Source organism: Pseudodesulfovibrio cashew (genome assembly GCF_009762795.1).
GTDB lineage: Bacteria > Desulfobacterota > Desulfovibrionia > Desulfovibrionales > Desulfovibrionaceae > Pseudodesulfovibrio > Pseudodesulfovibrio cashew.
On the sequence record NZ_CP046400.1, the window covers coordinates 2,286,707 to 2,301,325 of the forward strand.

The window sequence follows — 14,619 nt, forward strand, 5'->3', positions numbered from 1 at the left end:
GCCGATGTTCGCAGATTATACTGCGCAGGGAAACCCTTTTATAATTATTCCGGCAGAACGGCCGAGGCCGCAGGGCGTTCCTCGCCGCCCTTTACCTGGGCGATGGCTTCGGCGTAGGCCTGGAACACGTCGTCGCGATTGATCAGGCCGATGATATCGGAGGTGCTGGTCTCTGCAACTACCGGGATCTGGCCGTAGTCCGTGTTCACGAAGCGGAGCAGGGCCTGGTACAGGTCGTAGTCCGGGCGTACGTACACGGGCCGCGACATCAGGTCGCGTACCACCACCAGCTCGTGAAGATCCTCCTCGAACATCCAGTTGCGGACGTTGTGGATGGAAACCATGCCCACGTAGTCGCCGTTTTCGGTGCTGCGGACAGGGAAGTAGAGCTGGTCTGAGTTGGCGATGATGTCGGTCAGCGCCTTGAGCGTGGTGGACTCCTCCAGGACAATGACGTCACCGGGGTTGTAGAAGTCCGAGACATGCATCTGTTCCAGCACGTTGATGGTCGCGTCCTCGGTATGGGCAGGGGAGTCGAATTTGTTCTCCACCTGGTGCTCGTAGAGGGAAAAGTTGCGGCTCAGGACCAGGCACAAGGCTGAGGCTAACATCAGCGGCGCGAGCAGACCGTAACCCTGGGTAAGCTCAGTGACCATGATCAGCGGTCCGATGGGCGCGTTGGCCACTCCGGCGAAGAACGCTGCCATGCCCACCAGGATGTATGCGCCGGGCTGGGTGACGATGTCGGGGAAGAAATGGTTGCCGAACTTGCCGACCAGGCCGCCTGACATGCCGCCCACGAACAGGGCGGGCGCGAACATGCCGCCGGACAGGCCGGAGCCGATGGTCACCGAGGTGGCCACGGTCTTGCCCACGATGATGTAGCACATGCCGAGGGCCGGAATCTGGCCGAGGATGGCCAGCTCGAGCCAGCCGTAGCCGCCCGAGAGCAGGCCGCCGGTTACCAGGCCGTCTGTTGCCGTATAAGGGTACAGGATGCCGAGCAGCCCCATGGCCAGACCGCCCAGGGCCATGGACCACATTAGCCCGACCTTTTCCCTGAGCGGGAAGAAGACGTGATACTTGATGAAATAGAAGGTGCGGACGTACATCCAGCCCGCAGCCGCGCAGACAAAGGCGAGCAGTGCATAGAAGAGCAGTTCGCGCGGATCGGTGAAGGAAAAGCGGGGGATGCCGAAGATGGGCTCAGTGCCGAAAAAGAAGGTGAAGATGGAGTAGGCGACCACGGAACTCATGACCGAGGGCAGGATGGCCTCGGCCTCGAAGTCTTCGCGGTAAATGACCTCGACCGCGGTGAGAGCGCCGCCCAGGGGAGCACGGAAGATGGCGCCCAACCCGCCAGCCGCGCCCGAGAGCAGGAGCAGCCGCCGTTCCTTGGCGGAAAACTCGAATTTCGTGGCAAGCCATGAGCCGACGCCCGCGCCCATCTGTGTGATGGGGCCCTCGCGACCGGCCGAGCCGCCCGAGGCGATGGTCAGCACCGAACACAGACCCTTGATGATGGCCACACGGGGACGGATGACGCCCCCCTGGTTGTGGAAGGAATTGATGGTGGCGTCGGTGCCGTCGGTGCCGCCATTGATGGTCTCCGGGATGAAGCGGTTGACGAGCCAGCCCGTGATCAGGCCGGTGCCGGTGGTGAACACCGGGATGAGCCAGGGACGGAATGCGCCCTCCGGGCCGTGGAAGAGCCCTTCGCCCGCCGGATCAGGGGAAACCATGCCGGCCAGGTGGTGTTGAAGAAAGAATTTGCCCGCCTCGACCAGCCAGAAGAACCCCACGGCGACAAGGCCGGAGATGGTGCCGACCAGCACGCCGATGACGAGCCAGCGGAAAGAGGCAACGGTGGTATAGGACTTGGCTAATTCACGCCAGTAATTGAAAAATTGGTTCAAAAGACTCATTGCGGTTTGCTCGAGGTGGTGCGTTGGAAATCGGGCCGGGTCACCTTGATGGCGGCCTCGGGCTGAGAGAGAATCTGGCGGCCCAGTTCCACGTCCTTCCGGATGCGGCCCTTCAGCTCGTCGATGCCTGAAAATTTGCGTTCGTCACGGATGCGTTGAACAAAGTGGACGCGGATGTCGCTGCCGTACAGGTCGCCCTTGAAGTCAAGGAGGTGCGCCTCAACGGACAGGGCGTCGTTGCCGAAGGTGGGATTCTTGCCGATGTTGGCCACACCCATGTGGACCTCTTTGTTTACCTCGACCCAGATGGCGTAGACCCCGGGCTTGGGGAAAAGTTCGTCCACCAGCTTGAGGTTGGCGGTGGGAAAGCCAAGCAGTCGTCCTCCCCGGTTCATGCCGTGCACAACTTCGCCCTTGACCTGATAGAATCGGCCGAGCAGGGGCAGTACGGGCCAGACCTTGCCTGCCTGCACCAGGTCGCGGATACGGGTGGAACTGACCACGGCCCCGTCGATGGACACCGGGTCCAGGCGGTCCACGGTGAAGCCCTTCTTGCGGCCCAGTTCGGAGAGGGTCTCGAAGTTCCCGGCGCGACCCTTGCCCAGGTGGTAGTCATAGCCGATGATCATTTCCTTCATGTGCAGCCCGTCGAGCAGGTATTTCTGCACGAAATCCTCTGGCGAGAGTTTGGCCATCGCCATGGTGAAATTGAGCAGGAGACAGACTTGCGGGCCATACTGCGAGAGAAGCTCCAGCTTCTGTTCCGTAAGGGTGATGAAAGGCGGAGCGTCGTTGCGGAGCACCCGCAGGGGGTGGGGATCGAAGGTAACCACGACACTGGTCCGGTCGGTGGCCCTGGCCCGCGAGCAGGTCAGGTCGATGAGCCTCTGGTGTCCCTTATGGACGCCGTCGAAGTTGCCGATGGTGACGCAGGAGTCGCCGATGGCGTCCCGGATATCTTCTGGATTGTTGACGATGATCATTGGCTTTGTTGTCCAGCTGGAGTCGAGGGCAAATAAATTACGTGAAAAAGCGTTGCGCTTCAAGGCCGGTTTACTTGTCCGGTTTGGAACGATCCTGAATGGTCTTTTTGAGTTTCTCCAGTTCGTCCTTTTGTGCCTGGGTTGAGGCCTTGGCTTCGGCACCCTGTTCGTGATAGCGCGCCTTGCGCATGTCGTTGGAGTAGAGGGCGGCGTAGGCGAGGTGCAGGTTGCCTCCGAACTCGTCCCCGGACTCGCCGAGGATCATGCCCAGGTGGTGGTGGACTTCGCTGTCCTCCGGCACCAGTGCAAGGACTTTGCGCATGGTCTCTGCGCCACGTGCGCTCTGGCCCGCCTCTGCCTGAAGCCGGGCGAGGTAGAAGAGCCCGAGGGCGTCGCGCCTGTTTTTGATGACCGCCATCTGGAGATATTTGAAGGCTTCCTTCTGGTTGCCCGTCTTGAATTGGAAAATGCCTGCCTCGCGGGCTACCAGTGGGTCCGAGCCGTCCATGGACAGGGCCTTGGCAAAGGATGCTGCCGCGCCGTCCAGGTCCTTGAGCCTTTGTTGTGCGATTCCCATGCCCACGTAGTCCATGGCTGTGCGTTCCGCTGGCTTGAGGTTGTTGAAATAGGCCAGCGCCGTGTCGGCGGGGGACATCTTGGCCCGGACAATGGGCTGTATGTGGCGAAGGGTGACGGTCTCTTCCTTCCGCTCGGCAAAGGACGCGGGCATGCGCGAAATGCGATCGTGGAGGTAGGTGATGCGCTCGCTCAGGCCCGGGTGGGTGGAGATGTAGGTGGGAATCTGCGAGCCGGAATCGAACCAGCGTTTTTTGATCATGATCTGAAAAGTCTCCGGCATGCCTTCCGGGTTGTACCCGGCCTTGACCAGAGAGTTCAGGCCCACGTGGTCGGCCTCGTTTTCGTCCTCACGCGAGTATTTCAGCATGGCTGCGGTGGCCATACCCTGGCTGCCCGCCATGATTGCCGCAGCAGCTTTGCCCGACCCTTTGCCTCCGGCCATGCCCAGGAAGGCGCCGGCCAGGATTCCGGCCATGCTCAGTATGCCGACCTTGCCCTGTTTTTCGATACGACTTGCCACATGACGTTGTGATACGTGGGCCAATTCGTGAGCGATGACCGCCGCCAACTGGTCCTCGGACTGAACTTCCTGAAGCAGGCCGGTGAAGATGTATATGTAGCCGCCGGGAATGGCGAAGGCGTTGAGGATGGGGTTGGACACCACCGCGCTCTGGACGCGGAAGGGCATGGGCCGTTTGGCCTTGACGATGTTCTGGACCACCTTGTCCACGTAGTCGGTGATGTAGGTGTCCCCGACCATGCCCATCTGGGTGCGAATCATGCGGTCGAATTTGCGGCCCATCTCGTTTTCCTGACGGATGGTGATCTTGGTCTCGGGCAGGATGCCGGCATAGGCGGTCATGGCCGGAGACAGGACGAGCAGGAGAGCCGCAAAAAGCGCCGGCAGGATGGAGATGAAACGTTTCACGTAATATCCCGGTGGTTGAATGGCTGCGCCCATTGTAATCATTTGGGCAGCCGTGGCAACCTTGTTGCGCCATTTGCACAAAATACGAAGCGGCCCCGGAGGGCCGCTTCTTCGATTGCCGTGAAAGGTCCGTTTACTTGGACATGGAGTCCAGAAACTCCCTGTTGTTCTTTGTTCCCTTCATCTTGCCTCGCAGGAACTCCATGGAGTCTATGGAACTCATGGGAGAGAGCAGCTTGCGCAGGATCCAGACGCGGTTGAGCACGTCCTCGCCCAGGAGCAGCTCTTCCTTGCGGGTGCCGGAACGGTTGATGTCGATGGCCGGGTAGACGCGCTTCTCGGCCAGATGGCGGTCCAGGTAGAGCTCCATGTTACCGGTGCCCTTGAACTCCTCGAAGATGACCTCGTCCATGCGCGAACCGGTGTCGATGAGCGCGGTGGAGATGATGGTCAGGCTGCCGCCCTCCTCGATGTTGCGCGCCGCGCCGAAGAAGCGCTTGGGGCGCTGCAGTGCGTTGGCGTCGATACCGCCGGAGAGGACGCGGCCGGATGAAGGAGTCACCGCGTTGTAGGCGCGGCCAAGACGGGTGATGGAGTCAAGGAGGATGACAACGTCCCGCTTGCGTTCCACCAGGCGCTTGGCCTTTTCGATGACCATTTCCGCGACCTGGACGTGGCGGGTCGGCGGTTCGTCGAAGGTGGAGGAGACCACCTCGGCCCTGACCGTGCGCTGCATGTCGGTCACTTCCTCGGGCCGCTCGTCGATGAGCAGCACGATGAGGTCCACCTCGGGATGGTTGGCGTTGATGGAATTGGCGATGGTCTGGAGCATGATGGTCTTACCGGTGCGGGGCGGGGCCACGATGACGCCGCGCTGCCCTTTGCCGATGGGGGCCAGCAGATCGATGATGCGGGAGGAATAATTCTTGTCGCCGTTTTCCAGCTTGAGCTGCTCTTCGGGGTAGAGGGGCGTCAGGTTGTCGAACAGGACCAGGTTCTTGGAGTGTTCGGGCTTCTCGAAGCCGATTTCGCTGACTCGGAGCAGGGCGAAGTAGCGCTCGCCTTCCTTGGGCGGGCGGATCTGTCCGGAGACGACGTCACCCTTGCGCAGGCCGAAGCGGCGGATCTGGGACGGGGAGACGTAGATGTCGTCAGGGCCGGGCATGTAGGAATACATGGGCGAGCGCAGGAATCCGAAGCCGTCGGGCAGGATTTCAAGAACGCCGTCGCCGAAGATCTGGCCGTTCTGCGATGCGCACTGTTGGAGCAGCTCGAAGATCAGCTCCTGCTTGCGCATGGAGCTGGGGTTTTCCACTTCCAGCTGGACCGCCAGGTCGGTCAGGTCCTGCATGGATTTCAGTTTGAGCTCGGCAAGATTGAGTTTGTCTACGCCGTTGCCGTTGGTTTCCGTCGTCACCTTCGGCTTTTTTTTGCTTTTGGCGGCGGGCTTGACTTTGCCTTTGGTCTCTTTAGTGGTCTTTTTTTCGGCCATATGGATGAAATTCGATGTTTATAGGTTGGTGAGTATATCAATTTGGCCCCGAATGGGCGTCCAGGCGGATGGAATGCCGAATGTCGGCTGGTGCATGTGAGGTGGGTGTCGCGCCACAACGATGGCGATGCGGCAGTGACCTCATACTCGGGTTAATTGACGATTTGGTGTGTCAAATCACAATGATAGTGGGATATATGTATCAAGCCGCAGAGGCGGCGACAAAACCGAAGTATACTAAACAGGCGTTGTTGACAAGTACTCTTGGAGGTTCCCGGCAAAAATCGCGGGCTCAACGCATTCCCGAGCACTCCCGGCCCCTGCTTCAGACCGGCTAGGCGTCTTCTTCCTGGGCTGCGATGACATCGGCGAACATCTCATTGATGTCGTCCTTGATCTGCTCCTGATCGCGATCAACAGAATAAGCCAGTTCCATGGAAACCAGTCCCATGGCCTGTTCCAGCAGACGGCGCTCGCCAAAGGAGAGCTCCTTGTCCTTGCCGATGAGGAAAAGCTCCTTCAGGACGTAAGCCACGTCGGAGAGATCGCCACTCTTGAGCTTTTCGGAATACTCACGGTAACGGCGGTTCCAGTTTTGGCCGGTATACCCAGTAAAATCGGATCGATCGTTGAGGGAATCGAAGATACCCTGGCCGGTTTTGGCATCACAGACCGGGCGCAACCCCACGTTCTCGGCGTTGGCCACGGGAACCATCAGGGTCACGTTGTTGCTCAGGATGCGAACAATATAGAAATCGGCTTTCACACCACCGATTTCCTGGGATTCGATCCGCTCAACGCGGCCGACTCCCTGGGAGGGATAGACAACTAACTCATTGACCTTGAACACGGGAAAAAAGGCTCCTTAGATTGCGGCTTTCATATGCGCAGAAATTCATCATACCCAAATTAACGGAAAGAGTCCATGGCTTATGGGGCAAACCATTCGTTTTCAAAATCGCTTCGAAAGCTGGCAGGTCGCAACAGATTGTTTTCAACACACTGGGATATAAAGATGAAAGAGTATTTAGCTTTGCTGAAATACCATTCACGCCAGTTATTCATCAAATAGATTCAGCAAACGGAAAGGATCGGATGGGTGATCAACCGTTTTCTTCTCCTGTATCGTCCTTCTCCGCAGGCCCTTCCGGTTCTTCCAGGGAGAAGCCGTTGATGTGCTGAGTGGCGAATCCCTGTCCCCGGCGATAAAAGATGTCCAGCCCCTTGCACGCGTGTTCGATGACAGCCGGGATGTGTCTTGCGTTTTCCGGCAGGAACGGTTCCAGAACCCAATCGCTGATGGGCTTGTATTTATCCTCCGGGCGGCCCACCCCCAGGCGCAACCGGAAAAAATTCGGAGTGTTCAGTTGTTCCTGTATCGATTCCAGCCCGTTGTGCCCGTTATTGCCGCCGCCTTTCTTGAGTTTCATTCGTCCTACGGGCAGATCGAGCTCGTCATGAACAACCATTACCTGGTCGGGAGTCAGGCCGTGCCGTCCGCAGATCTTGGAAACCGCCTTGCCGCTCAAGTTCATGTAGGTCATGGGCTTGGCCAGAAGTCGGTAGGCTCCGGCGAAGCGGATTCTCCAGAGGGCGTAGTCGCCGGATTCCTCGATCTGCTCCAGGCGCATGTTTTTTCTGGAAGCGCCAATGGCCAGCAGATGGTCCACCAGCATGAAGCCGATGTTGTGCCGGGTGTTCTCGTATTTGGGGCCGGGATTCCCCAGGCCGACGATGACGCCTTTGTAGTCCATGGTACTGTGTGGGGGATAAGGGTGATACCTGATATAGAAATTCTATCAGGCCTTGCCCGAAGAGGCAAAAAAAACTCCCGGAGCACGGCGGGCCATGCTCCGGGAGGTCCATACGTAATGTGGTGGGGCGCTATTCAGCGGCCTCTTCAGCTGCTTCGGCTTCGCCTTCTTCACCTTCTTCGTCGTCGTCAGCACCGCGCTTGGCAGCGATGCTCAGGACGGCGTAGTTCTCGTCGAAGACAGGAGTCACACCCTCGGGGAATTCAATGTCCTCGATGTGCACGGAGTCCATGATCTCCAGGCCGGAGATATCAATGATGAGGGACTCGGGGATGGCCATGGGCTTGCAGATGACTTCAACGGACTCGCGGAACAGTTCCAGAGTACCGCCGAGCTTGACGCCCGGGGAGGAGCCGGTGATCTCGAAGTGGACGGCGACCTTGATTTCCTTGTCCAGATCGACGCCGAAAAAGTCGACGTGTTCAGGAGTGCCCGAGACAGGCTCGTTACGCACGCGCCAGAGCAGGGAAGGATGGGTCTGGGTCTTGCCGTCCTTTTCCAGGACCAGGTCGAAGACCTGGGCGTTGCCGAGGGCGGAGTACGCCTTCTGCAGGGGGATCATGGCCACCTTGACCGGGATGTTGGCGCCCTTGGCATCGTAGTAAATGCCCGGGACCATGCCGGTGGCACGGAGGCGGCGGTTGGGGCCCTTGCCCAGCTGGGTGCGTTCCTGAACGTTGAGTTTAAGCAGTTCTGCCATTGGAGTTTCTCCTTTTACGCCCTGGCCGTCTCCCATAGACGGACGCTCGCGCTTTAAATGGTTGTTGCCGTTTGGGCGGGGTGTTCCCTGCCGTTGCGGCTGCTTCTATCTAGATAAACAGAACGGACACGGACGATTCCGTGTGCACGTTGTTGATAGCTTTGGCCAGCAGGGACGCTACAGAGCGCACCTTGATCTTCTGGCAGCAGTTTTCATCCTTGAGCGGGATGGTGTCGGTGACGATGACCTCGGAGAAGGCGGACTCCTCCAGGCGTTGGATGGCCGGGCCGGACAGGACCGGGTGGGTCGCGCAGGCCATGACTTCCTTGGCGCCGTTGTCCATGATCACGTTGGCCGCAGCGCACATGGTGCCTGCGGTGTCGATCATGTCGTCGATGACCACGGCCACCTTGTCCTTGACGTCGCCGATGATATGCATGGCCTTGGCCTGGTTGGGCGCGTCGCGGCGCTTGTCCACGATGGCCAGGGTGGCGCCCAGCCGTTTGGCGTAGGCACGGGCGCGTTCCACGCCGCCGGCATCAGGAGAGATGATCACGAAGTCGTCTTCACGGTCGCGCAGGTGCTCCATAAGGACCGGGGCGGCGAACAGGTTGTCCACCGGACAGTCGAAGAAGCCCTGGATCTGGCCCGCGTGCAGGTCACAGGTGACCAGCCGCTGCATGCCGGCTGCGGACATGATGTCGGCCACCAGCTTGGCGGAGATGGGCGCCCGGGGAACCACTTTCCGGTCCTGGCGCGCATAGCCGAAGTACGGAACAACGGCGGTGACGCGGGAGGCGCTGGCACGCTTCAGGGCGTCCAGCATCAGGCACAGTTCCATGAGGTGGTAGTTGACCGGCGAGCAGGTGGGTTGGACCACGAACACGTCGTCGCCGCGCACGTTCTCGCCGATTTCAATGCGGATCTCGCCGTCGGAAAAGCGTTCACGCAACACCGGGGACGGCTTGGTACCAAGGTGTTCGCAAATGGCCTCGGCCAGCTGCGGGCTGGCGGAACCGGAAATGATCTTCAACTCACCATGCATGTCAACATTCCTCATGCGCTGTTTAAAAAAGTGGCTGGGGCGGGAGGACTCGAACCCCCGAATGTCAGGACCAAAACCTGATGTCTTACCACTTGACGACGCCCCAGCAAAATTTTGTCGAGAAGCGGCCAATCGCTGCGTTGCTGCGCAGCAGCCGGACTCTTGCGTATTAAAATACGCGGCGTTCCCGTCTTCTGCTTGCGCCTTGCGCTTGACCGCTTCTCGACAAAATTTGCCGAAGTCGGCGGCCAATCGCTGCGTTGCCGTGCTGTACGCTCGGCAGCTTCTCCACAAAATTTTACGGCCGGACGGCCTGGCTGTTCGGGGATTCAGGGATGCGGAACACGCTCATGGCATGTCTGCGGCCCTGGCCCGTCCTGGGGCGATCCGGCGGCGAACGGAGTGATCAGCGACACTCCGTCACGACTATTTCAGTCCCGTTTTCCTTGAGAGCCCTGACAGCGGACATGGCTGAATCCCTGTTGCGGTACAGACCGAACAGGGAGGCTCCCGAGCCGCTCATGGCGGCTGCCGCCGCACCGGTCTGGATGAGCTTTTCCTTGATCTTGCGCAAAGTTGGATGCTTTGCAAAGACAACAGGCTCCAAGTCGTTGACCACTTCCAGGGGCGAAACGGGAGATGGATTCTTAGTATCCTTGCCTAGGGTTGTCAAGGAATCATCAATCTTGCGGAAGTCGTTGGCCTCATCCCATGCCTGGAAGGCCCAGGGGGTGTCCACGTGAAGGTCGGGCATGACCAGGACGAGTGTCATGCCTGAGAGTCCCGGCGAAGCCGGAGTCAGCTCTTCGCCGATTCCTCGCGCGAGGGCCGGGCCGTCCATGAGGAAAAAGGGAACGTCCGCGCCCAGAGTTGCGGCCAGTGCCAGGAGTTCCTGCGTGGTCAACGCGTTCGGCCCGGCGTTCTCGTTAAGCCAGCGGAGCATTGTTGCGGCGTTTGACGATCCTCCGCCAAGCCCGCCGCCCATGGGAACGGTCTTGTTCAGGGTTACGAACATGCCGGGCTGGAAGCCGGTGGCCGCGCCGAACGCCTTCCATGCCTTATAAATAAGGTTGGAGGTGGACTCCAGGTCCGGACATTCCGGGCAGCGCAGGTACATGTGTTCGTCGTGCCCCGGCTCGATGCGGACTGTGTCGTGTAGGTCGTCCACCGGATAGAAGAGGGTGTCCAACTCATGGTAGCCGTCCTCGCGAAGTCCGAGGACCTTGAGGTAGAGATTGATCTTGGCCGGGGAGGCGAGGATGGACTCGGAGAAAGGTTCGCTACGTGTCATGATAGTGAAAAGGGGGCTCCGAAGAGCCCCCTGTTGATGGTGCTTATTGGTCTTCGAGCGGCAGGGCCACGAAGAGGTTCTGTCCCTGGCGCTTGATGAGCAGCATGACCGCGCCGCGCTTCTTGTCGCGCTGAATCACGGCCTCCAGTTCGGCGGGCGTGTTCACGTCCTGCTGGTTGGCCTGGACGATGACGTCACCCTGGCGCACGCCTTCATCGGACGCGGCAGCATTGGGGTCCACCTGGACCACGAGCAGGCCATGCGCCGAGCCGAGTCCCAGTGCGGCGGCTTCCTTCTTGCTGATGGGCTTGACGGACATGCCGAGCACGTTGGACGCCTGCTTGGGAGGCACGGGCTGCATGGAGGCCATGGCCTTTTCGCCGCGCTGGCCGAGGGTGACCGTGCGGGTGATCTCCTTGCCGTTGCGCCACAGGGTCAGCTTGGCCTTTTCGCCGGGCTTCAGGTTGGCGATGCTTCGGAGCAGTTCATTGCTGTCGTGTACCTTGATGCCGTTGACTTCGAGGACCACGTCGCCCTGCTTGACTCCGGCCTTGGCCGCGGGCTGGCCTTCGCCAACAGAAGCGATGAGCGCGCCGGTGGGCTCTTCAAGGCCAAGGGCCTTGGCCTGGTTCTCGTCAACGGGCTGGATGGTCACGCCGAGCCAGCCGCGCTGGTAGGTCTTGCCCTGCTTGAGCTGGGCGATGATCTCCTTGGCCTGGTTGGACGGCACCGCGAAGCCGAGGTTCTGGCCGGCCGCGTTGATCAGGCTGTTGATGCCGATGACCTCGCCCTTCATGTTTAGGAGCGGGCCGCCGGAGTTGCCCGGGTTGATGGACGCGTCGGTCTGGAGGAAATTATCGAACGGGCCTACGCGCAGGTTGCGGTACTTGGCCGAGATGATGCCTGCGGTGACCGTATTGTCCAGTCCGTAGGGGTTGCCGATGGCCAGGACCCATTCGCCGACTTTGATCGCGTCAGAGTCGCCGAAGTTCAGGACCGGAAGCGGCCTGTCGAGGTCGATCTTGATCACGGCCAGGTCGGTCTCCTTGTCCTGGCCGATGATTTTGGCCGGGTGCTCGGAGTTGTCGCCCTGGAAGTGGACGGTCACCTTGTCTGCTCCGTCGATGACGTGATTGTTGGTGACGATCAGCCCGTCGGACGAAATAACGAAGCCGGAGCCCTGGCCACGCTGCTTGCGAGGCTGTTTGCCGGGCTGCTGGCCGAAAAACTGGTCGAAGCGGTCGAAGAAGTCCTTGAACGGATGACCATCCGGGATCTGCTGCCTGAATTGCTCGGTCTGAGTCGGCACGTCCGCGACTTTCTCCGTGGAGATGAAGACCACGGATTTACCCGCAGTGGCCGCCAGTTCAGTGAATTCGGGCAGGTTGTTCGCCTGTGCGAACACCGGCAGGAACAGCACAAGGGATAAGACAAGGGTGAATTTGAGGGTTTTGCGAATCATGATGACTCCTTGAAAGGATGCGGAAAACAGGATGCGGGCTGACCCGCGTTCATGAACTATATAACTTTTTTTTGCCGTGTAAACCGTGTGAACGCGATTGCACCAAAAAAATGCGCATCCGGTGATTGCCTGCGGGCTCCCGTCATCATTCCAAGGCACATCAAGGAGTGCTTGCATTTTTCCCTTTGGTCGGCTAGTGAATTCCACCCGTGCCCCCATAGCTCAGTTGGATAGAGCGCTGGATTCCTAATCCAGGTGCCGCGTGTTCGAATCGCGCTGGGGGCACCATGAATTTCCTTAACGGGACGGTTTCAAAAGAAACCGTCCCGTTTTTTTTGTACAGGGTATCCTGAGTAACAAGCCAGGTATGGAACGGTGAACAGCTGGTGAGGGGCATCCTGGTTTGCCTTCGGATAACAAATTATTGGTGCCGAAAAGAAGAGGGGCGCGCCATTTCAGGCGCGCCCCTCATATATTGCGTAGCTGATGGACTAAGCAGAATGTCTTTTGCGACGGAATACCAGCAGGCCGCCCATACCGATTGCCATAAGAAGGACAGTGCCGGGTTCAGGAACGGACGGATTGAGCTGGGGGCCGGTGCCGACATCAATGAGAGAGGCATCAACGCCCTGGGTGAAGTCATAGTAGTTGTCGCCCGGAGTGTCAGCGTCGAAAAGGCTGTAAGCAATGGAGCCGCCAGCCATGGAGGCATACAAGCTGCTGAGGAACGTGTTGTCACTGCTGTAGAAAAAGCCGGTTCTGAGTTCGTCATCATTAAAACCGTAACTCGTTGCACCCAAGGAGGTTCCGGTGGAGGAAGTCCTCTCGGTAAGGACATTGCTGAAGTTTTGCATGTAGATGCCGTTCAGCCACAGATCGACGTCGCCATCGTCAAAGTCACCGGGCGCCGTGTCGCCATCCCACAGGGTGACGCGGACAGCTGCTTCCAAGAGACCGCCGCCGAGGGAGCTCAGGATGCTGGCGGTGAAGCCCGTTTGCGTACCGATAGTCTGGGGGGTGGAACCGGCATAGCCCACGTACAGAGACGAAGCCGAAAGCTGGGCAACCACGCGGTTGTTGTTCTGGCCTTTGAGCTCAAGAACGATGCCTCCCACTTCTGAGACGGTGCCCGGGAGTGCACCGAATGAAGTGAGGGATGTGGTGGTGGATGTCGAGGCCGAAGCCAGGGCCGGAAAAGCGAACAGAATCAAACTCAGTGCCATCAGTTTAAGAGATTTTATGTTGCCCTCCTGCGAATATTAAAAGTTAAAGCAATAAGCGTATCAATGACTGCCCCTTTAATTTTCTTTATGTTTCTTTAGCAAGAGGGTGCGTAAATGTAAGGTTTCCCGACTGTGGCGAATAAAATTCATGGGATTTTTTACACCTGCTCCGCCATTTCGTTGCAGGGGGCGGCATGCCAGACGGGAAGCCCGAAATGGCGGGGTGGTTCCAGCGAACGGGAAAATCGAATTTCGTGCCGAATAAATGAATCGGAGGTCCGCTCAATACAATTGATGCGGGCCTCCGGGAATTGGTATTTTGAGGTATCGATTAGGTAAGGACCAACTCTTCCAGCTGTTTGCGCTTGTGCTCCGTAGGTTGACCTGGAGCGGGGTGGCCGACGGCAAGCAGGCCCACGATGCGCAGGCCCGGGGGCAGCCCTAGCATATCCTTTATCTTTTGTTCGTTGAACATGCCGACCCAGCAGGTTCCGAGCCCCAGTTCAACTGCACGGAGCATCATGAAGGAGATGGAGATACCCACGTTCATCGCCGCCGCGCCGAAACGCGCACTTTCGGCCGCCGAGGACTCCCGCTCAACGTATTCGTCGATTCCTTTCATGGTATCCCCTTTGATCAGGTCGTTCTCCCTGTAGAAGAATGCGCTTGCCTGGGAATCGCGGACATAGCCTTCGGTGTCGGCGCAGCAGACGATGATCGCGCCAGCTCCGGCAAGCCAGGCCTGGGTCCGTGAGATTTCTTTTTTGCCGAATTCAGTAAGCAGCGATTTGTCCCGCACGGCCTTGTAGCGCCATGGTTGGGAGTTGAGGCTGGACGGGGCCAGTCGTGCTGCCTGGAACAGGGCGTCGAGTTGGTCATTCGAAACTGGTTTTTCGGTGAAGGTGCGTACGCTGTGCCGTTTGGTGATGGCATCCATAACGCCAAGATTTGTGTCTTTGGGCATGATATGGCTCCTTGCTGATTGTTGCAGTGAACCGGAATTGACATGGCCGTGCCGTTTGCCTGGGACTTCCATCCTCCAGCTCGAGTTAAAGGGGGAGCTTATTGACTCCCACCGATGATCATTGAGTTGAAGTGCGGAATTTCCGGTTCCGTCCATGTTACACCTTTACGGTGCAGGGAGAACCCTTTTGGTGAATTGTCTATTTACCAAAAA

Annotated in this window: 12 protein-coding genes and 2 tRNA genes; 1 reads left to right on the top strand and 13 read right to left on the bottom strand. The window is 58.9% G+C overall.

The genetic code is table 11. The annotated features are described in order from the left end of the window. Window positions 1-44: 44 nt before the first annotated feature. The 11 genes from GM415_RS10205 to GM415_RS10255 all read right to left on the bottom strand — a co-directional run bounded on the left by GM415_RS10205 (window position 45) and on the right by GM415_RS10255 (window position 12,219). Window positions 45-1,925, bottom strand: coding sequence for a chloride channel protein (locus GM415_RS10205; RefSeq protein ID WP_158947822.1), 1,881 nt, complete (start codon window positions 1,923-1,925; stop codon window positions 45-47). Then, window positions 1,922-2,908, bottom strand: coding sequence for a bifunctional riboflavin kinase/FAD synthetase (locus tag GM415_RS10210; RefSeq protein ID WP_158947824.1), 987 nt, complete (start codon window positions 2,906-2,908; stop codon window positions 1,922-1,924). The genes GM415_RS10205 and GM415_RS10210 overlap by 4 nt, the downstream gene beginning before the upstream one ends. A gap of 70 nt (window positions 2,909-2,978) precedes the next feature. Then, entirely contained in the window at window positions 2,979-4,415 is a 1,437-nt protein-coding gene (locus tag GM415_RS10215; protein WP_242012221.1) for a beta-barrel assembly-enhancing protease, read from the bottom strand. A 133-nt stretch (window positions 4,416-4,548) separates the two neighbouring features. Further along, window positions 4,549-5,907: a transcription termination factor Rho gene (gene rho, locus GM415_RS10220; RefSeq protein WP_277872920.1), complete on the bottom strand. Its 1,359-nt coding sequence runs from the start codon at window positions 5,905-5,907 to the stop codon at window positions 4,549-4,551. A gap of 334 nt (window positions 5,908-6,241) precedes the next feature. Then, a complete protein-coding gene (locus GM415_RS10225; RefSeq protein ID WP_158947830.1) occupies window positions 6,242-6,757 on the bottom strand; it encodes a CarD family transcriptional regulator in 516 nt (171 codons plus the stop codon). A gap of 253 nt (window positions 6,758-7,010) precedes the next feature. Continuing rightward, window positions 7,011-7,661 (bottom strand): aminoacyl-tRNA hydrolase, encoded by a 651-nt coding sequence (gene pth, locus GM415_RS10230; protein WP_158947832.1) that lies wholly within the window; start codon window positions 7,659-7,661, stop codon window positions 7,011-7,013. A gap of 130 nt (window positions 7,662-7,791) precedes the next feature. Further along, entirely contained in the window at window positions 7,792-8,421 is a 630-nt protein-coding gene (locus GM415_RS10235; protein WP_158947834.1) for a 50S ribosomal protein L25, read from the bottom strand. A gap of 109 nt (window positions 8,422-8,530) precedes the next feature. Continuing rightward, entirely contained in the window at window positions 8,531-9,466 is a 936-nt protein-coding gene (locus tag GM415_RS10240; RefSeq protein ID WP_158947836.1) for a ribose-phosphate diphosphokinase, read from the bottom strand. 31 nt (window positions 9,467-9,497) lie between these two features. Then, window positions 9,498-9,572: transfer RNA gene (locus GM415_RS10245), tRNA-Gln, on the bottom strand. A 300-nt stretch (window positions 9,573-9,872) separates the two neighbouring features. After that, on the bottom strand, window positions 9,873-10,757 hold the full coding sequence (gene ispE / locus GM415_RS10250; protein ID WP_158947838.1) for a 4-(cytidine 5'-diphospho)-2-C-methyl-D-erythritol kinase: 885 nt from the start codon (window positions 10,755-10,757) through the stop codon (window positions 9,873-9,875). 43 nt (window positions 10,758-10,800) lie between these two features. Beyond that, complete coding sequence (locus tag GM415_RS10255; RefSeq protein WP_158947840.1) at window positions 10,801-12,219, bottom strand: Do family serine endopeptidase; 1,419 nt, start codon at window positions 12,217-12,219, stop codon at window positions 10,801-10,803. 211 nt (window positions 12,220-12,430) lie between these two features. Here GM415_RS10255 and GM415_RS10260 point away from each other — a divergent pair. Further along, a tRNA-Arg gene (locus GM415_RS10260) sits at window positions 12,431-12,507 on the top strand. 203 nt (window positions 12,508-12,710) lie between these two features. Here the strand turns inward: GM415_RS10260 and GM415_RS10265 are convergent. Continuing rightward, window positions 12,711-13,430: a PEP-CTERM sorting domain-containing protein gene (locus GM415_RS10265; RefSeq protein WP_158947842.1), complete on the bottom strand. Its 720-nt coding sequence runs from the start codon at window positions 13,428-13,430 to the stop codon at window positions 12,711-12,713. A 343-nt stretch (window positions 13,431-13,773) separates the two neighbouring features. After that, window positions 13,774-14,406, bottom strand: coding sequence for a nitroreductase family protein (locus GM415_RS10270; RefSeq protein ID WP_158947844.1), 633 nt, complete (start codon window positions 14,404-14,406; stop codon window positions 13,774-13,776). Between the last annotated feature and the right edge of the window lie 213 nt (window positions 14,407-14,619).

What these genes read in the sequence shown, in the direction of transcription:
- GM415_RS10240 (WP_158947836.1), bottom strand. Translation starts at nt 9,466, where the DNA reads ATGCATGGTGAGTTGAAGATCATTTCCGGTTCCGCCAGCCCGCAGCTG.
- rho (WP_277872920.1), bottom strand. Translation starts at nt 5,907, where the DNA reads ATGGCCGAAAAAAAGACCACTAAAGAGACCAAAGGCAAAGTCAAGCCC.
- GM415_RS10210 (WP_158947824.1), bottom strand. Translation starts at nt 2,908, where the DNA reads ATGATCATCGTCAACAATCCAGAAGATATCCGGGACGCCATCGGCGAC.
- GM415_RS10255 (WP_158947840.1), bottom strand. Translation starts at nt 12,219, where the DNA reads ATGATTCGCAAAACCCTCAAATTCACCCTTGTCTTATCCCTTGTGCTG.
- ispE (WP_158947838.1), bottom strand. Translation starts at nt 10,757, where the DNA reads ATGACACGTAGCGAACCTTTCTCCGAGTCCATCCTCGCCTCCCCGGCC.
- GM415_RS10235 (WP_158947834.1), bottom strand. Translation starts at nt 8,421, where the DNA reads ATGGCAGAACTGCTTAAACTCAACGTTCAGGAACGCACCCAGCTGGGC.
- GM415_RS10205 (WP_158947822.1), bottom strand. Translation starts at nt 1,925, where the DNA reads ATGAGTCTTTTGAACCAATTTTTCAATTACTGGCGTGAATTAGCCAAG.
- GM415_RS10270 (WP_158947844.1), bottom strand. Translation starts at nt 14,406, where the DNA reads ATGCCCAAAGACACAAATCTTGGCGTTATGGATGCCATCACCAAACGG.
- pth (WP_158947832.1), bottom strand. Translation starts at nt 7,661, where the DNA reads ATGGACTACAAAGGCGTCATCGTCGGCCTGGGGAATCCCGGCCCCAAA.